This is a genomic window from Pseudomonas sp. GM55 (assembly GCF_000282395.1).
Taxonomy (GTDB): Bacteria; Pseudomonadota; Gammaproteobacteria; order Pseudomonadales; family Pseudomonadaceae; genus Aquipseudomonas; species Aquipseudomonas fluorescens_CC.
The window spans coordinates 1-18,913 of record NZ_AKJJ01000009.1 but is presented as its reverse complement, the minus strand read 5'-3'; the positions used below and the strand labels follow the sequence as shown (position 1 = coordinate 18,913).

The window sequence follows — 18,913 nt, the reverse complement described above, 5'->3', positions numbered from 1 at the left end:
TATAGAATGCGCCACACCAAGACGCGGGAATAGCTCAGTTGGTAGAGCACGACCTTGCCAAGGTCGGGGTCGCGAGTTCGAGTCTCGTTTCCCGCTCCAAGTTTGTACGCATTTGATGTCGCGCTACTAGACGCCAAATGTTTTGAGGCCGAGTAGCAAAATGGTTATGCAGCGGATTGCAAATCCGCCTACGCCGGTTCGATTCCGACCTCGGCCTCCACTAATAAACAAGCTCCGTAGATCTATGATTTACGGAGCTTTTTTATTTGCAGTAGCCTGCAAGATTTAGTCTTGAAAAGGGTATTTGCGAACTTGCTTCACCGGGGCGGGATGTATATATTTCCACCTCTGCTGCACAGGCGTCAGAATTGCCAGATCGTTATTTGGCAGTAACCGGACGCTTCACCGCGCTACCGCCCGAATGGCGAAACTGGTAGACGCATGGGACTTAAAATCCCCCGCTCGTAAGGGCGTGCCGGTTCGATTCCGGCTTCGGGCACCATATAAATCAAGGGTTTGCGAGCGAAAGCTAGGCAAGCCCTTGTTCGTTTCTGGTCCGCAATTATTGAATTGGTCCGCAATTCACTTGGTTGGTGAGACTTTCTTCCCCTTACGGTTTCGGATGTACTGCTCAGTCATTACGACGGTCGTATGCCCAAGTTGATCTCTGGCCTGCAAAATGTCGCCGCTTGATTCGGCCTTGTCAGTGCCAGCTTTAGCGCGTAAGTCGCGCATTTGGAACTCGGACTTTGCGACTCCGGCCGCTTCTCTGGCTAAGTCAAATCTTCCCCGCAACATCGCCACTGACATTGGTGTGCCATCCTCTGTAACGATCAGCCGCGTCGAACGGACCTTGTGTCCTGACTTCCGGGACATAATTCGATCAATCAAAACCTTCAACTCACCAGTGATTTCAATTCGCCGCTTGGCGTTTGTCTTGCCCTGGAGGACCCATATCAGCCCTTCGCGGACGTCTCGCTCATCCATCAATCGTGTGTCTGTCACCCGTTGACCAGTCAAATATGCAAGGTCCATCGCATCCCGAAGACCCACATCTGCTTTCTCGTACACGCGCTTGAACAGTGCGTCCTCGATGTAGATGTCCCGCCCCGTCTCCTTGTTTCCCTTGATTCCTGCGCAAGGGTTGGCGAGCGCGGTATAGCCGATATCCCGGGCGAAGTTCCAGATTGCACTGAGCAGGGCCTTCTCCCTGTTGGCGCGCACCGGCGCGGCCTTGCGCCAGGTCAGGTATTGGCGGACGTGTAGGGGCTGGATTGTTTCAAGCGGGGCCGGCGGGTCGTCGAAGAATGACATCAGGTTTTTCAACTCCCTGACGTTGTCCTTTTGTGTTGCTGGTTTCTTTGATGGCACCACGTCGACCAAATACTTCTCGGCCACATAACGGAAGGTGATCACTTTGGCCACCAGATCGGTGGCGGTGCGATCACGCTCGAGTTTTGCGTACTCCATGATCGCCAGACCGTAATCGCTGCCCAGCGGAATTTCTTTACGGTCCTTGCCGCCGGTATCGTAGTAGTAGAAAACCCGGCCGCTGGCTTTCTTGCGCTCTCTCAGCCGGGCGATTGATCCGGGTTTGCTTGGTCGTCGTCCCATGTCAACTAGCCTTGCGTGGTGTCCATGCGGGTTTCTCTGGCTCAAACATACCGACCGCAGTCACGGCCATCGCCGTGACGCTTGGCCAGCCATTCACCTTGATGGTGTGCCTGATGCCGTTCTTCTTCAGGTTGAGGATCTGGCCTGTCTTGGTCCGCGCGCCGGTGAGCTCGCAAACCTCCTCGTGGGATAGAAACTGGATGCTCATGAGCGTTTCCATGCCGCGCGTGGCGGCAGAAGGTGGTTAGGATTTGCTGGCGACCCACTTGATCAGCTCTGCTTCGTCGTCTGGTGTGACCTTTAGCTGGCTCCAATGCAATCCTCGAATGATCCCGAGAATTTCGCAGGCGGCCATACCGTCGCGCTTGGCAAGGCGCTGCAGAGATTGGCTGTGATTGCGTAGTGCCTGCTTTTCGTAAGGCATGAACAAGCGCATGGGGATTGATTTGTTGTTGGTGCACTTCATGACGGACATGTTTTCGAGAGGCATGAGAGTTCCTCGCCCGCCGTTCATCGGCAGGCTGGTAGGTGGATTGTGAAATCAGATGAGGGGCGTCAGGCGAGCTGAACGGGTGAGCTACGGTTTATTGGTTCATCTCGCCAGTTGCGTACACGCTCTCTCCCCTGAGGTGACTGGTGGGGTGGACCCTTACTTCAATACCGTGGCTTCGAACCGGCGAAGTTTGAAGCTGGGATGCTATATTTTGGCGTATGCGTTAATGTCTAATAGTTCACCCCGTTGGGGGGGGCGACGTTCGCATGCTGCTCCCTTCCCTCGGGCAACCGGCGGGGTGAACTCTTTCTTTCACCGTGGTCCCTTGTAGATGAGCCAGAGCATGTAGAGCGGCGCTGCCATCGGTCGGAGGATCATGCGGCCACCTGTTGCTGTTGCCGACGGCGCTGGATGATGCACTTCTTGGCAAGCTTGTGCAGCGCGTCACCGTTGATGACGGTGGAACTGATACCGCGGTCCAAGCAGTTAAGCACGTAATCCCAACCGCAATCGGTGACGAACTCCGCGAATTTGTGCGGCCCCATGCCGCCCCAGTAAGCGTTCCAGCTCTTGTCCCAGCAGTTGATCGTGATCTTGCCCTGGGCGGTCTGGTATTCGGATTTGATTCGGTAGGGCAGTCGCGCCGGCCGAAGTCCTCGAGGAGCACGGTGATCGGGTCAAGCCGCGGTGCGCCAGTGATCACCAGCTTCGTGACCGTCGAGCACTCAACCTTCAGCGGTTCGGTCGGTTTGTTTTCTGTGGGCATGGGGCGTCCTATGCCGGGGCTTGCCATTCCTCAAAGTCGTGCCGCTGGCCGCCACATATCCCAATCAGGCGCCGCACTCCGTGACCAGATGCGATAGGGTGTAGTGGTGCTTTTGTTGTGGGTGAGCTATTAATCTTTCAGGTCGGCATGGATTCGGTTCAAGGGGATGAAATGGTCAGCGATCGCGAAATTGCACTTGAGCAAGCGCTTGTAGCAATTATTGGAGCGGCCATCGCCAGCGGGCTTGATGTAAAAAGCCTGATTGACAACGCGACAGCCGGCTTACTTGGAAATGCTTCATACCGCTGGGCTGAACATCCGCATGTATCAAACGCCATTAAAGTGATGAATGATGCATATGATCAAGTCACGTAGTGGAAGCCGTCTCTTGCCACTCCTCGAAGTCGTGGCGCTCGCCCAGCACCTGGAGTGCATCAGTCCGCGCGCTCGACACAATCAGCGTGCGCTTCTCGGCCTATGCGGTCGAGCAAGGCCTGCTCCTTGGCGCGTTTGTCGCTCTGAACATCCGTGTTGCTCTTGGCAATGGACTACCTCTTCAATTCCGTGAGCAGGTAGATCCAGCCATGTCTGTCGTCGGCGCTGGCGTACCTGGTTGCTGATGTTTCTCATGCTGCCCTCTGCTGATTCCAGACACCCACGGCGTCGAACACCTGGGCGGCTTGCTCTTCAGTCAGCGATATTTCGGCGGGAATGGCGATCCAGCCCGAAGCAACCCGATGATTCGGATTGCTCTCGGCGACCAGGTCTTTGTAGGTGTCCTCAATCACGTCTTCGAGGTGCGCGGCCAGATAGTTGCCTTGGGGAGCAACCTCTACTGATTTAGTGTAGCGGTGCCCTTGTTGATCGCGACACTGGACGCTGACATAGATCGTCCAGCGGTGGGCAATGTCGCAGACTGCTTCTGCCATGCGCTGCCCTGGCGGGATGCTCTTGCAGCTCTTCCTGTTGATCATCCCTTGGCGTCCGCTGGGGTCGATGTGGACCACCGCGACGTGATTGGCATTGAGCAGTGCCCGGCTCGCTCGCTCTAACCGGGTACGCATGTTATTGGGCTTTCGCTTTTTCATAGCGTCACCGCAATCTGGCGATTGGCTTTTGCTTCGAACTGCATGGCAAGGTCGTGAGCAGCCTTGTAGGCGTCACGGAAGGCGCGAGTCTTGCCGGTGGTGAGGTCTTTAATCTGGTACATGCCGAGGCTTCCGCCGGCGACTTGGTAGCGCACCGGTTTGGCTGGGGCTCGTCGATCAATACGACTGTAGAACCCGGAGCAGGTGGCCTTTGTTCGTTGCAGTAGCACACTGACTTCATCGATGCGCTCTAGAAATGATGGATGCATGGTTGATCCCTCGGAATAGGTTTGGTGTATTCATCAGCACTCCGACCACCTGCTGGTGGCCATTGGGCAGGGAAGGGGGGATTGATAAATTGCAGGCGTAAAAAAGCCCGATCGGAACCGGGCCATTGTTTGCGTCACAAAGACCTGCTTAAGTGATCGCAGGTGTTGCCATCGTGGGCCTCGACAGACCCGCCTGAATGCGCTGCGTGATTTCTTCTCGATGCACCTGGACATCCTTTGGTGCGCTAGTTCCGATACGTACCTGTTTGCCGCTAACCCCCAGCACTGTGATCGTGATGTTGTTGCCTATGTTGATGCTTTCGCCTTCTTTGCGAGTCAAAATCAGCATTGTCCATTTCCTTGCGTGAGTGGGTTTCCCAATGCCGCCTTGCAAGAAGCGGCATCAGTGAAACGTCACTGCATTACGCGGATTTCAGAGCGAGGGAACCACCCACCGTCGAGCTTCACCATGCAGCCAACAAAGGCGGCGTAGCGAGTCTCTCGGTCAGTCTGGAAGCCGTAGTAAGAGCAAGTGGCCCGAGAGGCAAGACTACTCAGCAACATGCCACCCAAGATCAGTGCCAGCAGAATTAATAGAACCTTTGTCGCGTACTTCACGCCTCGATACCGTAGTCAGTCAGGCGCAGGCCGAAGTGCATGCCAATCTCCTTCAGCACCACCATCTCCGCAGGCTCGATCTGGCCGTCAGCCTGGGCAACGGCAAGAATGTTGACGAAGGCTTCCTCCGCGTCGGCCGGAACGTTTTTGATGTCGGCCAGTTCGCGCTTGATCGCCAATCGACCTACTTGAAAGTTGGCGTTCAACTGGCCTGTAAAACGATTGATGGTTTCGGTGATCTCGCTGCCGAAGTGCGTCAAGTTCGGGTTGGAGCGAATCAACTCATCCAGCTTGGAAACCTCGCTGGCTTCAATCTCACCATCAGCCGCAGCGACCAATAGGCCGCCACCGACAATGGCCTGCATCAAGTCGCGGTTAACGACCTTCTTCATTTCGGCCTGGGCGTTGCCGACTTGTTTTCCGAAGAGTTTTTTCATTCCGAACATGTTGTTTCCTCATACAGGGGGAAGGGATTTCCCACATGGCCCTGTTGACAAGGACATGCAGTGAAATCTGTTTGGACTGTCAGCGGGACTCAGATACGGCGCACTTAGGTGGGAGTCGCCCACGCCGGGTGCGTTAGCCTTTTTGCGGCTGACAGCTTTGAATCGATAGAGTTGTTAAAGAGCAGCGGGAGATCCCGCATCGCCGGTCTATTTCGTGGCAACGAGTTAAATATCTCCCTTGGAGCTATACAAGTCAACTCCACAGGAGATAAATATTCCGATGGCCATAAAAAAACCCGCATTGCGCGAGTTTTTATGGCGATCAAATATTGGCTGGCAGGCTCCAGGAGACACGGATGGCGTCGTCTTCTTCTGGGCTCAACGTTACGTCTTCGGTTTCGGCAATGTCCTCAAGGAGTCGCTTCCAATCTCGTGGGCATTCATCTGAGGTTTTACGAATGACGGCTGTCTTTCGTTTCTGGGCGGTTGGGGCGCTAATGATTTTTTGGATGCGGAGACCGAGAAGCTCAAATGAGTCCGGCAATGTTGGTTTGTTTTGTGGTTTTGCCATAGCACTGCTCCATTTGTGTATGGATATACACTGAGCGGTTTGCCTTGTTAACGCTAAATATTAATGATTAAAAACAATCATTTAATAAAAAAGCCCGCTGTTGGCGGGCTTCAGGAGGGAGGTGTCCAAGGGGATTAGAGACAAATCGAAGGGCTCAAATTTAGATTCTGCCCAGCACCTTGCTGGGGGCAAGAATTGCCCCTACGTAATGAATATTCTCGATATCAGGCCGAGCGATCGTCAGTCGTTCACCGTATGCCGTGTTTATCGACATGAGGCTGACGTCTTCATCGGTTTCGAAGAGAAGTTCTTTGACCATGCTCTGGCCATCGGTAGTGGTGATCATCACATACTCACCTGGCACTAGGCGGTGATTGGGCTCGCAAACGGCGATCCAGCCACTACGAATTGCCGGAGCCATCGAGTCACCCTTAAGACGGAGTGCATAGGCGTCCTCATCTCTGGAGTAGGTCTCAACCCAGCCAGCAGCCTGGTCAAGACTTGTCCAGTAGCCTTCGTGACCGAGTTGCGCTGTTCCAACAATATCGATACGACGAGGAGAGCTGGTAATTGGCGGGCCTGGCTCGACGTTTGACTGCAATGATTCGACTGATGGAACAGCATTGGCAGCAATCGCTAAATCAGAGATTTCTTTTGCGATCCGGGGGCTAAACCGCTCTACGGGTATGCCAAGCATCTTAGCTATCTCAGCTGCCATTTCCTTGTTCAGCGCACGGTTACCATTCAAGTGACTGCTAAGCGTGCCTTGGCTCATGCCTACGGAGAGCGCGATCTCTTCTTGAGTCAGCTTCTCGCCTTTAGGGGCTCGCGAATTGTAAGAAGCCAGCTCCGCTTTTAATGCGGCGCACTCCGTCTTTTCCCAGTCAAGTAATGGTCGTCTGTCATTTTTCATTTCCGAAGAGTATTCCCGGTGGAGATACATTGCCATCTCCTTTGGAGTTGATTAAAAAAGCTCCATGGGAGATATTATCGCCTCAGATACACCACCGGAGATCGGATAGTGCGTCAAATCACCCTCAGCCAATTTGCTACCGAGAAGGGGCAGACCAAGGCCGGAAATTTGTTAGGCATGACCCAAAGTTCAGTAAATAAAGCTCTGCAGGCAGGGCGTGACGTTTTTGTTACGGAGCACGCAGATGGCTCTTTCACAGCTGAAGAGCTCAGACCATTCCCGGTCCAAAGCGCAAAAAGGTCGCGTCGCCGGATGCTGCCCATTTCATGAGCAAACTTTGAGCGCAACGGCGCCGAGAGAAAACTAGACGATGAAATCGCCAGTGCTAGACACCCGTCGCAAAGCAGTCATTGCCTCTGCCAATGCATTCCCTGGCGGGCTTGCATACGCCTCTGACTTTCTTGGCGAAGAGAATCTCAAGCGCTTCAAAAACCGGATTTACGAGTCGGCAGGTGTCAGGCCCCTCACCGACGATGAGGTCTGCACGCTTGAGACTGAAGCCAAAACCACCTTCTTGCCGGACTACATCTGCGCTATGTACGGCGGCGTATTTGTTCGTCTGCCTGAGGTTGGTGAGCTGGACAACGTAGACATGCACCAGCGCTCTTTACGTACTTCTGTGAAGCGCGGCCGCGTTGACCAGTTTCTTGCCCTAGCACTGGAGGACGGAGAAATCACTGCAGCGGAAGCCGCAGAGATTCTGGCCTTGCACGCGAAACACTTGGCTGCCCGGCACGAGGAGGTGACCGCACTGATTGAGTTGCACAAGTCGAAACGCCCAGCCCGAACGCCAAGCGGGAAGGGCTGACATGCAGTTCACGATCGCGATCAACCAAGTGAAAGCGCTGGAGTGGGGGTTGAACTCCCAACAGGCGCTGCTGTTTTCGTTTGTCTACGAGTGTCCTAGCTGGGCAAGGCCAATCAAGACCGATAACGGGATTTTTTTTGCCTTGAGCAAGGCAAAGATCGTGGAGGAATTGCCCTTGCTCACCGACAAACCAGATACAGCGTACCGACTTCTCAAAGGGCTCGAGACCGCCGGGCTGATCGAGCTATCCCACACTTCCAACATCAGTTTGTTTCGTTTGACCGAAAAGGCCAAAGAGTGGAATCGCAAGTTGGACGGGTCGGAAAAATATCCGACCTCTGAGGCGTTTGAGGGTCGGAAAAAAATCCGATCTACCTCGGAAAAATCTCCGAGCAAGGTCGGAAAAATATCCGAACAGGGTCGGAAAAAAATCCGACGAGGGTCGGAAAAATTTCCGACAAATCAGGGTACCAGTAATCAGGGTACCAATCAGGTAACCAGTAATCAGGAAAATCAGGGCGCTAACGCGCCAGGCAAATCATCAAAATTCGACCCGCTGTCCGCCAAACCAGAAAACGTCAGCATCGAGGTTTGGGCCGATTGGTGCCAGCACCGCAAGGAAATCCACAAACCCCTCACCGCCAAGAGCTGCGAACAACAGGCCAAGGCCTTGGCGAACCATCCAGCCCCCGATTCCGTTCTGGCCCTTTCGATCAGCAACGGATGGACGGGGATCTTCCCCGACAAAGCAGTCATCCCCGCACCACTTCCGACCAGTCGCCATTCCGGCTTTGACACTCGCGATTACAAGGCCGGCACCAAGGAGAACGCCAATGGCACCTTCCGTCTCTAACTTCGGCGCTCATGTGGACCGCAAATTCGGTGTCATCGGCCGTCAGCCAGCGAGCTGCTTCGATCATGGCGAATACTCGGCGGTCATCCTCAAGGGTGGCAACCTGTCTGGGTGTCCCATATGCGCGAGCAACAAGCGCGACATGCAAGAGCTCGAGCGCAAGCGCTGTCAGTTTCGGATAGTTCAGCACTCATGCGCCCGGATTCCGAAGCGTTTCGCGGAAAAGACATTCGCCGATTTCGTCGTATCGAATCCGGCCCAGCAGATTGCCCTGGATGCGTGTACCGACTACGTCGACAACTTTTCGAAGCATCGCCGGGAAGGTCGCTGCATGTTGCTGTTGGGGAAGGTCGGTACCGGCAAGACCCACCTGGCCATTGCTTCGGCCAGTCACCTGATCAACGAATGCATGGTCAGGGCGATTTACCGCACGGTGGGCACGCTCATCGGCGAGATTCGGGCGACGTTCAATGATCGCTCAGGCGAATCCGAGGCGCACATCTTGCGTGAGGTGATTGGCGCGGACCTGCTGGTGCTCGATGAAGTTGGTGCAACCAAGCAGAGCGAGTTCGAACTGGCCACTTTGTTCAGCATCATCAATGGTCGTTACGAGCAATGCCGTCCGACGATCATCGTCAGCAACCTGTCTCCCACCGAACTGAACGACGCCATTGGTGCGCGCTGTGTCGACCGCATCCGCGAAAATGGCTGCATTGGTGTGGCATTCGAGTGGGAATCTCAACGCGGTAAGGAGCTCTTCTGATGAACGCCGCCAAGCAACAAAACATGCTCGCCGGGCAATCGTCGCTCGCCCGCAAAGTATTTCAAGTCGTGCCAATCCAGGAGCGCTGGAGTGCTCACGATATTTTCAATTCGTTGATGGTTGCCGAAACCACGGGTGCCCAGTTTCCGGCCGTACGTCGCGGCTTGGGCGAGTTGAAGGACGCAGGTCTCATTCGCGAACCCGTTAACGGACACTTCCAGCGCGCCGCCATCACCATCACGCCCCAGAGAGAACAGAGCATGTCGAAAGAAACCAAGCCGGCCGTGGCTATCACCAAGAAACCCGAGGGTAGCGCTCTGGATACATTGGCGGTGCTGTCTGGCGAGGTAATCAGCTTTGCCGAGGAGGTCGGTCAGCGCATGAAAAAGCTCGCCGCGCGTATCGAGGAAGTGGCGTTGTCCGTTGAGGCAGAGCGCGAGGTCAATGCTGAAGCACTCGACAAATTCAAGCTCCTGCAATCTCTGCTGAAGGGGGGGTAATGGGCAAGCGCATGGGGATCAGCTTGGAGATGCCTGATCGCCGCCTGGCAATTCCGGATTCGGCAAAATATCGGTTTGCCGTGTTCTGCTGTTCGTACAAGGTGGACTTGGGCAGCACCCCCGATCACGCATTGGCGCTGTTCGTTGACCAGGCAATGGCCGAGCGCTACGGCGCCTGGATGTGGCCCTCGACATTTGAAGTGGTCGACCTGCTTGGCAAAAGGGGCGATGACCAATGACTGCTCCTTTGAAAACCCTGACTGTGAAACTGTCTGATGCCGTCATCAAACAGCATGCCGTCGACCCGACCATTACCGAGCTGAAGGATCCTCGGCACCCGCTGCGCTTTCGTTACCGTCACGACCGTAGCAAAGGCAGTTGGCACCTGGTGCGTTTCGACAAGGGCGCCAAATGGAAAAAGGCTGCCAACTGGCCCGATGTGCCGGCGCGGGTCATGCTCGACAGCTTGCCGGTCGTGCAGGCCCGGTTGTTGGCCGATCCGTCGGCTGCTGCCACGGTGGATGGCTGGGAGCGGGTCGGGCAGGTGTTGGAGTGGTATGCCGCGCGCCTGAACACCGATAACAGTTTGTCCAAAAGCCGCCGGGGATCGTCGTTGTCGGCGATCCGCTGCCAGTTGTTCCCCGCGCTGGGTGATTTGCCCTTGTGCAAACTCAATGCCGATACCTTGGACCGACACTTGGTCTGGCACATGCAGGCCGAGTACAGCCTGTCCTACGTCAAGTCGGTGTTGGACGTACTTAAGGTGGTGTTTGGCGCCGCCTTAACGCTGAAAAAGATCACCGTGAATCCACTGCTTGGGGTGTCGTTCAGTCACTTCACCAAGGCCAAAATCAAGCCCAAGGGCGCGCGTTTGCGACACGTCGCCGTGGTGGACCTGCTGGCCGAATGGGGTGAAGCGTTCACCACGGAACCGGCGGCCGTGACGCTGCTGGTGTTGATGCTGACCCATGCCACGCGGATCACCGAAACCCGTCTGGCCAAGTGGAAAAACATCCACCTGGAGGCGGGGGAGTGGTTCATCCCGGCCGATGACACCAAATCCAAGCGCGACCACCTGTTGCCGTTGACCACGCAGGCTGTGGCTTTTCTGGAACGTTACCGTGCGCAGCAGCGGGCCCAAGGTTACGACGGGGCGTACCTGTTTCCGGCGACTTCACGTCCGGGGCGCCCGATGTCACGCAGCCAGGCCTTTGCCATTTTTGCCCGATTGGGAGCGGGCGAGTGGACCAGTCACGACCTGCGCAAACTGGCGCCTTCCATCTGGGCCAACCTCGGTGTCGATTCACTGGTGGGAAAACTGCTACTCAACCACGCCCTGACCGAATTGGAGCGCACCTACTTTCAGGCGATGGGTGAGGTGGTAAAGCGCAACGCCCTGGAGAGGTGGCATGGCTGGCTCGACGCACAGGGTTTTGATGCATTGCAGGACAAGACAGGAGCAAGACGCGCGAGTAAGCCGGTTGCCCTGGACCCCTCGGGCTGGTTGGCCTGAAGCCGAAAACAGAAATTAATCTTACAAGAGGATTCAAACATGCAGAAAGGGCAGGGGTATGGATTTAAGAGGCGGCGGATCGAGCTAGAGCCTTGCCCAACCTGCAAGGGCAAAGCGGTAGTGAACGGGCTGTTTTATGAGCTGATTTGTACTGCTTGCAACGGCTCTGGTTGGGTTATTCGAGGGAGTAGGTTGGTGCTTTCTTCCGACGAGTTAGTCACCCAGTTAAGCTTCAAATTGCAGCAGGTTCAGCGCGAAATTGAACTGCTCCAGCAGGGTTCGTCGACATCTGGCCAGGCCGAGTACTACCAAATGAACAACCGTCGCGGTGCCGGCGGAACGAATTACACAGGGGATTGAGAGCATGATGATTCGAAAGCCGGCAGGCCGACCTTTGGGCGATACCGAATACTTGCTGGAGCAGTGGGGCTGGTGGCGGATGGATGGAGCCGGTGTCCCCATTTATATCTCACCGACTTTTGCGCTAATGCGTCAGGCCATGCCGCAAGTGTCGGCGAGCAAAAACTATTGCATTACAGATGAATGGGCCGGAGCTATTGATAACGCAGTTGCGCGGCTCTCACACCGAGATCGACAAATGGGGGACATTATTTGGCTTTACTACGGTGCCAAATGGCCCATGGTACGGGTTGGGAAGCACTACGGCATAAGTGAAGGGAAGGCGCGGGAGTTGGCGAGAGCGGGTGCGGCATGGATCGATTGTGCTGTCGATGCAATGCGGCAAGCTGCTTAAGCTATGGGTCAGCAAGGGCAGAACTCAGCAGAAACTGTCGCTGGAAATGAAATAATGCGCAAATAGATCCAAGAGTTCACGGCCAGAAACATCTACGAAATCAGGGACGGTTCATAGCGTTGACGTTATTCACCATCTATATCTATTGCGTCAGCCGATTTTCAGTCACGGCTAGGAAACTATCTAAAGAGATCTGCTATGTCCAAACTCGCAGAGATCCGTCAGCTTGAAAAGAACCTCGCCGAGCAGCTTCAAGCACTCGAGGCGCTGAAAGGTGATGCTGGTTTAGAGAAAGAAATTGAGTTCGAAGCGAAGCTCCGCTCTCTGCTAGCTGAGTACGGCTACAGCTTGCCAAACGTGATCAAACTTCTTGATCCACAGGCTGGTCGACGTGAACGTGCTCCCGAGCACAAAGCCGGTACTCGTAAACCTCACCAAATGAAGGTCTACAAAAATCCGCACACTGGCATTTTCGTACATACCAAAAGTGGTAATCACAAAACGCTTAAAAACTGGAAGGCTGAGTACGGCTCCACGACTGTTGAGTCTTGGTTGACCAAATGATTTTGTTTTGAATAAAAAAACGGCCCAAGAAGGGCCTTTTTTGTTGCTGTGGTTGACGGCGGTTCTGTAAACAGGGGTGGACGTCCTTTTTGGCCGATTTCTGCCTTCCACGACCGGCTGAAACCGACCCTATATGGACACTCAGAATGATGCGAAGAGGCGATTTACCTTTGTGCGATCCAGAACGATCTAGGGGGGGGGTTAAAGGCGACGTAGAAATGATCTGACAATCGATTTCGTAGCATCGCTGGTGTCTGAGTCATGAAACGTGTTCAGAGAATGCCAAATGCACTCGATGATCTCGTTTTGAGGCGTAGCGTTTTCGGCATCTGGGACAGAGGCTTCAAAAACATGGTGGCGTGTGTTGCCTGCATCGAACTCAAAAATGTACAGGAGATGATCAACATTCAGCCCGGTTTCTTCTTGGAGTTCTCGAGCCGCAGCTCCAGCGATAGCTTCGCCAGTTTCTACCTTGCCACCAGGCAAAGCCCATTTTGACTTCGGTTTGCGAACGAGCAAGATATGCCTATCTCTCTCGCATATAACTGTAGCTCTGACTTTCATCTTTTGACCCGGAAGGCATGTCATCAAATTGTAATAAAAAATGTCATCTTCAAGGCGCGTTTATCGACGAACGCAGAGTTTAGAGCCAGCCAAACTCAAAAAAGTGCCAGATTGCCTTAGGAGTGAGTAATTTTGATGGTGTCTTAGCGAATGACCGCTTTATAAGGGCTGCAATCGATCATTGCAGCTACTCCCCAACGACTGTGATCGGGACAAAGCTACCTGCCGAAAACGGCACCCATTGCGGACCGACCGAACGTCACCCATTGGATCAAATCCAATGCAGCAGCGCAATGGTATACAACCAGCCGATGAAAAGGGTGATGATCAGGTAGATCACCACGAGCATCAGAGCATGATTCCACATGACACTGACCTCCCATAACCACGGTTTGAGGCGCTTCAGGGGCGTCGGACAAACCGAATAAACACAAGTCAATCCGTACTACAGCATTCGCGCTGCTCCTGAATCGGCGGGCACTTCACCGTGCCAAACGAACAGAACACACAGCAGTCTCCGGGGTTCGGGCGTAGCAGGGTTTTGCAATTGCCACACTCGTAGAAGAACTGGCAGGCATCCGTGGGCATGGCTTCCTGCTTGGCGAAACCACAATGCGGGCAGGTCAATACGGATTCGAAGATGACGGTGCTCATAGTTGCCTCGTTTGTGCACGGTGGAGGGATAATCCGCCTTCGTCGTCGCTTTGGTTAACGCCTCAGGATCCGCCGATCTGTTGAGTCATCGTTTTCTCCATTAAATCGATCTAACCTAGAGTCACTCTACACCCCGTACCCGGGTACAGAATCAAGGGGCATGTGATGACAACAGGGCTGAGTATCGGCAAGTTGGCGGAAGCTGCCGGGGTGAACATCGAGACCATTCGCTATTACCAGCGACGCGGCTTGCTGGATGAGCCGCTAAAACCGCTCAGCGGTTATCGGTGCTATCTACCGGAGCAGGTCAAACGGTTGCGCTTCATCAAGAGGGCGCAGGCGCTGGGGTTCACGCTGGATGAGGTGGGCGCACTGCTGACACTGGATGCGGCCTGCACTTGTCGCGAGACTCGGGCACTGGCCGTGCGCAAGCTGGCCATGATCGAGCAAAAGATGGCCGACCTTGCCGCCATGCGGCAGGTGCTGGGCGGACTGGTGCAGAAATGCGATGCAGGCGACGGCGGGGCCGCTTGCCCGATCATCGATGCACTGAACGAGGAGTGATGCCTGGTTGCGGGGCATCCTGCGTAGGTGTCAGGCCAACACCCCGCACCGTGTAAACATAAGGCTGCTTGCTAGCGGTCAGAAATGACCGCTTCAGCCGATTGCCGCCTGTCGCGTAGGCCTGACGTGCGTTATTTTCTGCCCATCATGGTTAAAACATAATGGGCAAATTCCATGCATCCGATGGTTAGGTCGAATACAAACGCGGTGGTCAAGTTGGGGGTAATTTCGCATACGCTGCGGAAAGACCTTTTCCGCACGGAATAGACCTGCTTTTATAGCAGCGTGTGTTGCTGTGAACGCAGCGAGACGCCTTTCAAGAACCCGACCATTGAGTCGGGTTTTTTGTACCCTTTTATAAGCCCTGCCATCGAGCGGGGCTTTTTCGTTTTCGGCCCTACGCCTGGCTCTTTGCTCCGAGCGGATGACAGTGACATAGAGGCCGGACCTATTCGAGGACTACAGATGAACACAGAGCATCAGGCGCTCGCCGATGTGCCCCTTTGGCTATTGGTATTGTTGAGCATGGCCGGTTTGTCTGGGGAGATGTTGAGAGCATCAGGTACTGACCTTGGTCTTCGGCAGATCCTCCAGCGTGTAGCGCTGCGTTTTCTTGCGTCTGGCCTGTTGGGCATGGCGACGCTGTTGCTCGCGATGGCGCTGTGGAGCAGCTTCTATCTTGCCGCCGGTCTAGGCATCGTAATCGCGGTCATAGGTGCCGATGTAACCGGCGGTTTGTACACCCAGTTCCTGGCCAGGAAAGCTGGTATCAGATCGCATAATTCATAGCGTGGTATAGCAGCCTAGCCCGCTCAACGGAGCGCCAGACAGCTACTTCCCGGTTATCGCGGAAAACTAAATGGTCAAAGTCAAGGTCACGCCCAACATGCTGCCCGTGTCTGAAGCGCTGCTGGAACTGGAGAAAAAGCACATTCCGTATGTGCTTTCCTTGACCGCTACACGCTTGGCTCAGCGGGTGAAGAAGGGTGAACTGGCCGTCATGGCGCAGCGCTTGGACCGGCCAACCCGAACCACGATGAACAGCTTGTTCGTCAAAATGGCCACCAAAAGCAAGCCGGCCGAAGTGTATTTCAAGGACTCTTGGACCTCTGGTATTCCCGCTGATACCTACCTTCAGCAGACTGTCAGGGGCGGGCCACGTCCGCATAAGCGCTTTGAAAAGGCTCTGATCGCGCGTGGCTTTATGAAGTCCAGCCAGTTCGCGATCCCTAATCCCAATGTGCTCGACAAGCATGGCAACGTTTCCCGAGGAACGATGACCCGGATCTTGTCGGGCCTTGGCGCTGCCGAAACGTCGCGTGGGTATCAGGCCAATGCTTCGAACAGCAAGCGCAGTCAACGCAAGGGTAACGCCAAGAGCTATTTCTCCGGCATTGTCGGTGGAACAGCCGGTGTGTGGGAACGCAAAGAGACGGCGTTCGGTGATGCGATAAGACCGATGTTTGTCTTCAGCCGGAGCGCGCCGATGTACCGCACGATCTTCCCGTTCTTCAAGATCGCTAACAACATCGTCAAGGCCAACTACAGCACCGAGTTCCGCGGTGCATTTGCGGATGCGATGGCCACCGCCAAGCCCTGACAGAGAGCAAGAAAGGCTGTTTCTGTGCCTGTATTGCTTGACTTGTTTGCCCGGCACGAATTTAACGGGTCCTCCCGAGGGGGTGGGGGCTAGGGGGTAATTCGGGCCCCGCTGCTTCGCTATATATGACCCATTTTTGAATCGAGGTTGTTGTTTAGTCCATGGCCAATCCGACCATCTCCCGCGAGCCTCATTGGCTGAACAAGTCGCGCATGGCTACCAGCCTCGGCATCACGACTCAGGCCTTTGATAAATGGGGCGTGCAGCCTGTTGCGAAGATCGGCCGCGACGTCTTCTACGACGTCCGGTCGGTGCTGGATAACCGGCTCAAGCATCAGGTGACAAAAGACCAACCTGTCGACGACAACGGTGATCCGATCGATCCGCTCATTGAATACAAACAGGCGCAGCAAAAATTGCGGCTGACAACTGAGCAGGCGGACGCTCAGGAAATGCGCAACAAGGTGAAGGCCAAGAAGCTGGTGCCGGTTGATTTTTGTTTATTCGCATTGTCTCGCCTGAGCGCAAAGCTCGGGTCAACCCTCGACACCGTGCATTTGAAGGTTAAACGCAAGTGTCCCGACATCGAGGTGCGCCACCTTGAGGCGATCCAGCGCGAAGTCGCCGTGACGCGTAATGATGCGGTCGGCTTGGCTGATCTTTTGCCGGAGTTGCTTGATGAGTTTGTCGACACCTTGGATGAGGGCGCTGGTTGAGGGTGTCCGCAAGGGACTCGCCGGGCTCTACAAAGAGCCGCCGCGTACAGCGGTTGAGTGGGCTGATGAGCATTTCTATCTGTCGTCTGAATCGTCCTATCAAGAGGGCGATTGGACGACGGCGCCTTTTCAGGTCGCGATTCTCAACGCGATGGGTAACGACCTGATCCGTGAAGTCAACGTGCTGAAATCGGCGCGGGTTGGCTACACCAAAATGCTGGTAGCCAACATGGGTTACAAGGTCCAGCACAAGAAACGCAACGTCATCGTCTGGTGCCCAACCGATGGCGACGCTGACGGGATGATGAAGCGGCACATCGAAACGATGATTCGTGACAGTCCGGTGGTGCGCGCCTTGGCGCCTTGGTATGGGGTGAAGCATCGCGATAACACACTGGATGAAAAACGGTTCGATAACGCCAAGATGCTGTGGTGCCTGGGTGGCACGGCGGCAAAAAACTACCGGGAGAAAAGCCCGGATGAAGTGATCTATGACGAGCTATCGAAGTTCAATGCGGACATCGAGGGCGAGGGGGCTCCGACCATTCTTGGCGACAAGCGCCTGGAAGGTGCCACGTTCAAAAAGTCCATACGCGGATCGACCCCGACGACAGTGGTTGTCGCTGACGACAATGAGGAAACCTCGGGGGAGGGCTGCCAGATCACGCGGGCGGCCAACGATTCCCCGCACTTTCTGCGTTTCAACATCAAGTGCCCGTGCTGCGGGACCGAGCAATACCTGAAGTGGGGTGACCCGGCTACGCCGTTCGGTATCAAGTGGGCCGTGGATGAACTGGGGCAGGTGATTAAGGCCTGGTACCTGTGCGAGTCCGGCCATGGCTGCACCTTCGAGTACCACGAAATGGTCGCTGCATCGGTGAACGGTCGTTACATCTGTGAGCGGACCGGTATCTGGACGCGTGACGGCATGGACTGGTTCACCGATGTGGACACTTCAATGCCGTCGCCGCGTTCGGTGACTTTCCATATCTGGACGGTGTACTCGGAGTTTGTAACCTGGGCTGAAGTCGTCACGGAATGGCTCAAGATCAAGAAGGATCGGGGCAAGCTCAAAACTTTCGTCAACACCACGCTGGGCGAAGCGTGGGAAGAGGACCAAGGCGAGCAGTTGGAGTGGCAGCAGTTGCATGCGCGCCGGGAGATATACCCGCAAGTGCCGGCTAAAGCGGTTGCCCTGTTCGGAGGTATTGATACTCAGGATGACCGCTATGAGGGCCGGGTTTGGGCGTTTGGCGCGGGTGAGGAAGCGTGGCTGGTCCATAAGTTCGTGCTTCAAGGTGACCCGGGCAGCATCGAGCTACGGGCCAAGGTCGGCATCGAAATCCACAAGACCTTCACCCGGGCGGATGGCACGGTGATGGGTGTGGAGCGTTGGTGTTGGGACCAAGGTGGTCACTACTGCGACGAAGTACGTGAGGAGTGCATCAAGCACGGCACCCAGTGGGTGATCCCTGTATTTGGTGCTTCGACCTACGGTAAGCCAATAGCGACTTGGCCGCGTAAGAAAACCAAGGTCAAAGGCGGACGTGCGTACCTGGTTGAAGTGGGTACCGACAATGCCAAAGAGCTGATTTATGGCCGCCTCAAGATGCAGCCGGACGGTTCGGGTGCGCCTGTGCCTGGCTGTATCCACTTGCCGGCCAACGAGATGATTTGCGGCGAGGACGAGTTGCGGCAACTGACTGCCGAGCGCCGCAAATGGGTGATCGTCAAACACCAGCGCGTCCAGCGTTGGGACGCAGGCGGGCGACGAAACGAAGCGCTCGATTGCCTGGTGTACGCCTTGGCGGCGTTACGCATAACGCAGCAGCGCTTTGGCATGAATCTCGACCTGCTCGCACAGCAGTTGCCGTCAGGCACCTGGGTTGTGCCGGTGAGTATCGAGCTGGAAAGCAAACCGGCCACCGTTGCCGCACCGAAATCGGCCCCAGCCCCGGTGTCTCAGGTAGAGCCGGAACAATCATCCGACCAGCCCGCCGAGTCGGGTGGCTGGCTTAATACAGGGCAAGGCGCATGGCTATAACCGCTCAAGACATGGTGGACCGTTATCTGGAGGCCGAACTGGCCATCCTGCAGGGCAAAGAAATCCTCTTCAATGGTCGCAAACTGATCATGGATGATCTGGAAGAAATCCGCGCCGGCCGATTGGAATGGGAGCGCCGGCTGCGAGCACAACAGGCAGCAGCGGCGGGGCAGCCGCC

Annotated in this window: 29 protein-coding genes and 3 tRNA genes; 20 read left to right on the top strand and 12 right to left on the bottom strand. The window is 55.4% G+C overall.

What is annotated here, in order from left to right; genetic code table 11:
* Positions 1-23: 23 nt before the first annotated feature.
* From PMI31_RS02010 to PMI31_RS02000, 3 genes are all read left to right on the top strand, one after another.
* Positions 24-99: transfer RNA gene (locus tag PMI31_RS02010), tRNA-Gly, on the top strand.
* Between the two features lie 47 nt (positions 100-146).
* Positions 147-220 (top strand) — tRNA-Cys (locus tag PMI31_RS02005).
* A gap of 195 nt (positions 221-415) precedes the next feature.
* A tRNA-Leu gene (locus tag PMI31_RS02000) sits at positions 416-502 on the top strand.
* An 80-nt stretch (positions 503-582) separates the two neighbouring features.
* On the opposite strand, the gene PMI31_RS01995 is transcribed toward PMI31_RS02000, so the two are convergent.
* From PMI31_RS01995 to PMI31_RS31205, 4 genes are all read right to left on the bottom strand, one after another.
* Positions 583-1,614, bottom strand: a complete 1,032-nt coding sequence (locus PMI31_RS01995; RefSeq protein WP_008015881.1) for a site-specific integrase — start codon at positions 1,612-1,614, stop codon at positions 583-585.
* Between the two features lies 1 nt (position 1,615).
* Positions 1,616-1,822: a DUF4224 domain-containing protein gene (locus PMI31_RS01990; RefSeq protein ID WP_008015880.1), complete on the bottom strand. Its 207-nt coding sequence runs from the start codon at positions 1,820-1,822 to the stop codon at positions 1,616-1,618.
* A 36-nt stretch (positions 1,823-1,858) separates the two neighbouring features.
* On the bottom strand, positions 1,859-2,104 hold the full coding sequence (locus tag PMI31_RS01985) for a hypothetical protein (RefSeq protein WP_008015879.1): 246 nt from the start codon (positions 2,102-2,104) through the stop codon (positions 1,859-1,861).
* Between the two features lie 377 nt (positions 2,105-2,481).
* The gene (locus PMI31_RS31205) at positions 2,482-2,652 is read right to left on the bottom strand and encodes a hypothetical protein (RefSeq protein ID WP_238539263.1); all 171 of its coding nucleotides are present in this window, start codon (positions 2,650-2,652) and stop codon (positions 2,482-2,484) included.
* 338 nt (positions 2,653-2,990) lie between these two features.
* Between PMI31_RS31205 and PMI31_RS01975 the strand changes: the two genes are divergently transcribed.
* Positions 2,991-3,248, top strand: a complete 258-nt coding sequence (locus PMI31_RS01975) for a hypothetical protein (RefSeq protein ID WP_043302136.1) — start codon at positions 2,991-2,993, stop codon at positions 3,246-3,248.
* 251 nt (positions 3,249-3,499) lie between these two features.
* On the opposite strand, the gene PMI31_RS01970 is transcribed toward PMI31_RS01975, so the two are convergent.
* The 6 genes from PMI31_RS01970 to PMI31_RS01940 form a co-directional block, all read right to left on the bottom strand.
* The gene (locus PMI31_RS01970; protein WP_008015877.1) at positions 3,500-3,961 is read right to left on the bottom strand and encodes a hypothetical protein; all 462 of its coding nucleotides are present in this window, start codon (positions 3,959-3,961) and stop codon (positions 3,500-3,502) included.
* On the bottom strand, positions 3,958-4,083 hold the full coding sequence (locus PMI31_RS31600; protein ID WP_274517734.1) for a hypothetical protein: 126 nt from the start codon (positions 4,081-4,083) through the stop codon (positions 3,958-3,960). Before PMI31_RS31600 ends, PMI31_RS01970 begins: the two co-directional genes overlap by 4 nt.
* 295 nt (positions 4,084-4,378) lie before the next feature.
* Positions 4,379-4,579, bottom strand: coding sequence for a carbon storage regulator CsrA (csrA, locus tag PMI31_RS01960; protein ID WP_008015875.1), 201 nt, complete (start codon positions 4,577-4,579; stop codon positions 4,379-4,381).
* A gap of 265 nt (positions 4,580-4,844) precedes the next feature.
* A complete protein-coding gene (locus PMI31_RS01950; protein WP_008015874.1) occupies positions 4,845-5,294 on the bottom strand; it encodes a tellurite resistance TerB family protein in 450 nt (149 codons plus the stop codon).
* Positions 5,295-5,616: 322 nt separating this feature from the next.
* On the bottom strand, positions 5,617-5,865 hold the full coding sequence (locus PMI31_RS01945; protein WP_008015873.1) for a DUF1654 domain-containing protein: 249 nt from the start codon (positions 5,863-5,865) through the stop codon (positions 5,617-5,619).
* A gap of 160 nt (positions 5,866-6,025) precedes the next feature.
* Complete coding sequence (locus tag PMI31_RS01940; RefSeq protein ID WP_008015872.1) at positions 6,026-6,808, bottom strand: LexA family transcriptional regulator; 783 nt, start codon at positions 6,806-6,808, stop codon at positions 6,026-6,028.
* A 78-nt stretch (positions 6,809-6,886) separates the two neighbouring features.
* On the opposite strand from PMI31_RS01940, the gene PMI31_RS29635 reads away from it, so the two are divergent.
* The 10 genes from PMI31_RS29635 to PMI31_RS01895 all read left to right on the top strand — a co-directional run bounded on the left by PMI31_RS29635 (position 6,887) and on the right by PMI31_RS01895 (position 12,593).
* A complete protein-coding gene (locus PMI31_RS29635) occupies positions 6,887-7,108 on the top strand; it encodes a Cro/CI family transcriptional regulator (protein ID WP_081500267.1) in 222 nt (73 codons plus the stop codon).
* Between the two features lie 40 nt (positions 7,109-7,148).
* Positions 7,149-7,646 (top strand): YmfL family putative regulatory protein, encoded by a 498-nt coding sequence (locus PMI31_RS01935; RefSeq protein ID WP_008015871.1) that lies wholly within the window; start codon positions 7,149-7,151, stop codon positions 7,644-7,646.
* A 1-nt stretch (position 7,647) separates the two neighbouring features.
* A complete protein-coding gene (locus tag PMI31_RS31200) occupies positions 7,648-8,499 on the top strand; it encodes a hypothetical protein (protein WP_008015870.1) in 852 nt (283 codons plus the stop codon).
* A complete protein-coding gene (locus tag PMI31_RS01925) occupies positions 8,480-9,262 on the top strand; it encodes an ATP-binding protein (protein ID WP_008015869.1) in 783 nt (260 codons plus the stop codon). The genes PMI31_RS31200 and PMI31_RS01925 overlap by 20 nt, the downstream gene beginning before the upstream one ends.
* The gene (locus tag PMI31_RS01920) at positions 9,262-9,762 is read left to right on the top strand and encodes a hypothetical protein (RefSeq protein ID WP_008015867.1); all 501 of its coding nucleotides are present in this window, start codon (positions 9,262-9,264) and stop codon (positions 9,760-9,762) included. Before PMI31_RS01925 ends, PMI31_RS01920 begins: the two co-directional genes overlap by 1 nt.
* Positions 9,763-9,791: 29 nt before the next feature.
* Positions 9,792-10,001 (top strand): hypothetical protein, encoded by a 210-nt coding sequence (locus tag PMI31_RS01915; RefSeq protein ID WP_043302143.1) that lies wholly within the window; start codon positions 9,792-9,794, stop codon positions 9,999-10,001.
* Positions 9,998-11,275, top strand: a complete 1,278-nt coding sequence (locus tag PMI31_RS01910; protein WP_008015865.1) for a tyrosine-type recombinase/integrase — start codon at positions 9,998-10,000, stop codon at positions 11,273-11,275. Before PMI31_RS01915 ends, PMI31_RS01910 begins: the two co-directional genes overlap by 4 nt.
* A gap of 39 nt (positions 11,276-11,314) precedes the next feature.
* Positions 11,315-11,635 carry a hypothetical protein gene (locus PMI31_RS01905; protein ID WP_008015863.1) on the top strand — a complete coding sequence of 107 codons (321 nt, stop codon included), beginning with the start codon at positions 11,315-11,317 and terminating at the stop codon, positions 11,633-11,635.
* A gap of 4 nt (positions 11,636-11,639) precedes the next feature.
* On the top strand, positions 11,640-12,029 hold the full coding sequence (locus tag PMI31_RS01900) for an antiterminator Q family protein (protein WP_177323545.1): 390 nt from the start codon (positions 11,640-11,642) through the stop codon (positions 12,027-12,029).
* Positions 12,030-12,227: 198 nt separating this feature from the next.
* Positions 12,228-12,593 (top strand): histone-like nucleoid-structuring protein, MvaT/MvaU family, encoded by a 366-nt coding sequence (locus tag PMI31_RS01895; RefSeq protein WP_008015862.1) that lies wholly within the window; start codon positions 12,228-12,230, stop codon positions 12,591-12,593.
* A gap of 201 nt (positions 12,594-12,794) precedes the next feature.
* Here PMI31_RS01895 and PMI31_RS29625 read toward each other — a convergent pair whose 3' ends face one another.
* Entirely contained in the window at positions 12,795-13,157 is a 363-nt protein-coding gene (locus PMI31_RS29625) for an NUDIX hydrolase (protein WP_081500269.1), read from the bottom strand.
* Between the two features lie 435 nt (positions 13,158-13,592).
* Entirely contained in the window at positions 13,593-13,811 is a 219-nt protein-coding gene (locus PMI31_RS01885) for a GDCCVxC domain-containing (seleno)protein (RefSeq protein ID WP_008015858.1), read from the bottom strand.
* A gap of 165 nt (positions 13,812-13,976) precedes the next feature.
* Between PMI31_RS01885 and merR the strand changes: the two genes are divergently transcribed.
* The 6 genes from merR to PMI31_RS01855 all read left to right on the top strand — a co-directional run.
* Positions 13,977-14,375 (top strand): Hg(II)-responsive transcriptional regulator, encoded by a 399-nt coding sequence (gene merR / locus PMI31_RS01880; RefSeq protein ID WP_008015857.1) that lies wholly within the window; start codon positions 13,977-13,979, stop codon positions 14,373-14,375.
* Between the two features lie 465 nt (positions 14,376-14,840).
* A complete protein-coding gene (locus PMI31_RS01875) occupies positions 14,841-15,164 on the top strand; it encodes a phage holin family protein (RefSeq protein ID WP_008015856.1) in 324 nt (107 codons plus the stop codon).
* A 70-nt stretch (positions 15,165-15,234) separates the two neighbouring features.
* A complete protein-coding gene (locus PMI31_RS01870; protein ID WP_008015855.1) occupies positions 15,235-15,975 on the top strand; it encodes a hypothetical protein in 741 nt (246 codons plus the stop codon).
* Positions 15,976-16,136: 161 nt separating this feature from the next.
* Complete coding sequence (locus PMI31_RS01865) at positions 16,137-16,691, top strand: terminase small subunit (RefSeq protein WP_008015854.1); 555 nt, start codon at positions 16,137-16,139, stop codon at positions 16,689-16,691.
* Entirely contained in the window at positions 16,654-18,735 is a 2,082-nt protein-coding gene (locus PMI31_RS01860) for a phage terminase large subunit family protein (RefSeq protein WP_008015853.1), read from the top strand. The genes PMI31_RS01865 and PMI31_RS01860 overlap by 38 nt, the downstream gene beginning before the upstream one ends.
* The coding region (locus tag PMI31_RS01855; protein ID WP_008015852.1) for a hypothetical protein at positions 18,726-18,913 on the top strand (188 nt) is incomplete at its 3' end. The genes PMI31_RS01860 and PMI31_RS01855, both read left to right, overlap by 10 nt.

Coding starts and splice junctions, on each gene's coding strand:
- PMI31_RS01970 (WP_008015877.1), bottom strand. CDS start 3,961: ATGAAAAAGCGAAAGCCCAATAACATGCGTACCCGGTTAGAGCGAGCG.
- PMI31_RS31200 (WP_008015870.1), top strand. CDS start 7,648: ATGCAGTTCACGATCGCGATCAACCAAGTGAAAGCGCTGGAGTGGGGG.
- PMI31_RS01870 (WP_008015855.1), top strand. CDS start 15,235: ATGGTCAAAGTCAAGGTCACGCCCAACATGCTGCCCGTGTCTGAAGCG.
- PMI31_RS01945 (WP_008015873.1), bottom strand. CDS start 5,865: ATGGCAAAACCACAAAACAAACCAACATTGCCGGACTCATTTGAGCTT.
- PMI31_RS01935 (WP_008015871.1), top strand. CDS start 7,149: ATGAAATCGCCAGTGCTAGACACCCGTCGCAAAGCAGTCATTGCCTCT.
- PMI31_RS01865 (WP_008015854.1), top strand. CDS start 16,137: ATGGCCAATCCGACCATCTCCCGCGAGCCTCATTGGCTGAACAAGTCG.
- PMI31_RS01990 (WP_008015880.1), bottom strand. CDS start 1,822: ATGAGCATCCAGTTTCTATCCCACGAGGAGGTTTGCGAGCTCACCGGC.
- PMI31_RS29625 (WP_081500269.1), bottom strand. CDS start 13,157: ATGAAAGTCAGAGCTACAGTTATATGCGAGAGAGATAGGCATATCTTG.
- csrA (WP_008015875.1), bottom strand. CDS start 4,579: ATGCTGATTTTGACTCGCAAAGAAGGCGAAAGCATCAACATAGGCAAC.
- PMI31_RS01875 (WP_008015856.1), top strand. CDS start 14,841: ATGAACACAGAGCATCAGGCGCTCGCCGATGTGCCCCTTTGGCTATTG.
- PMI31_RS01985 (WP_008015879.1), bottom strand. CDS start 2,104: ATGCCTCTCGAAAACATGTCCGTCATGAAGTGCACCAACAACAAATCA.
- PMI31_RS01940 (WP_008015872.1), bottom strand. CDS start 6,808: ATGTATCTCCACCGGGAATACTCTTCGGAAATGAAAAATGACAGACGA.
- PMI31_RS01895 (WP_008015862.1), top strand. CDS start 12,228: ATGTCCAAACTCGCAGAGATCCGTCAGCTTGAAAAGAACCTCGCCGAG.
- PMI31_RS31205 (WP_238539263.1), bottom strand. CDS start 2,652: ATGGGGCCGCACAAATTCGCGGAGTTCGTCACCGATTGCGGTTGGGAT.
- PMI31_RS01925 (WP_008015869.1), top strand. CDS start 8,480: ATGGCACCTTCCGTCTCTAACTTCGGCGCTCATGTGGACCGCAAATTC.
- PMI31_RS01950 (WP_008015874.1), bottom strand. CDS start 5,294: ATGTTCGGAATGAAAAAACTCTTCGGAAAACAAGTCGGCAACGCCCAG.
- PMI31_RS01995 (WP_008015881.1), bottom strand. CDS start 1,614: ATGGGACGACGACCAAGCAAACCCGGATCAATCGCCCGGCTGAGAGAG.
- PMI31_RS31600 (WP_274517734.1), bottom strand. CDS start 4,083: ATGTACCAGATTAAAGACCTCACCACCGGCAAGACTCGCGCCTTCCGT.
- PMI31_RS01885 (WP_008015858.1), bottom strand. CDS start 13,811: ATGAGCACCGTCATCTTCGAATCCGTATTGACCTGCCCGCATTGTGGT.
- merR (WP_008015857.1), top strand. CDS start 13,977: ATGACAACAGGGCTGAGTATCGGCAAGTTGGCGGAAGCTGCCGGGGTG.
- PMI31_RS01910 (WP_008015865.1), top strand. CDS start 9,998: ATGACTGCTCCTTTGAAAACCCTGACTGTGAAACTGTCTGATGCCGTC.
- PMI31_RS01905 (WP_008015863.1), top strand. CDS start 11,315: ATGCAGAAAGGGCAGGGGTATGGATTTAAGAGGCGGCGGATCGAGCTA.
- PMI31_RS01920 (WP_008015867.1), top strand. CDS start 9,262: ATGAACGCCGCCAAGCAACAAAACATGCTCGCCGGGCAATCGTCGCTC.
- PMI31_RS01915 (WP_043302143.1), top strand. CDS start 9,792: ATGCCTGATCGCCGCCTGGCAATTCCGGATTCGGCAAAATATCGGTTT.
- PMI31_RS01900 (WP_177323545.1), top strand. CDS start 11,640: ATGATGATTCGAAAGCCGGCAGGCCGACCTTTGGGCGATACCGAATAC.
- PMI31_RS01860 (WP_008015853.1), top strand. CDS start 16,654: ATGAGTTTGTCGACACCTTGGATGAGGGCGCTGGTTGAGGGTGTCCGC.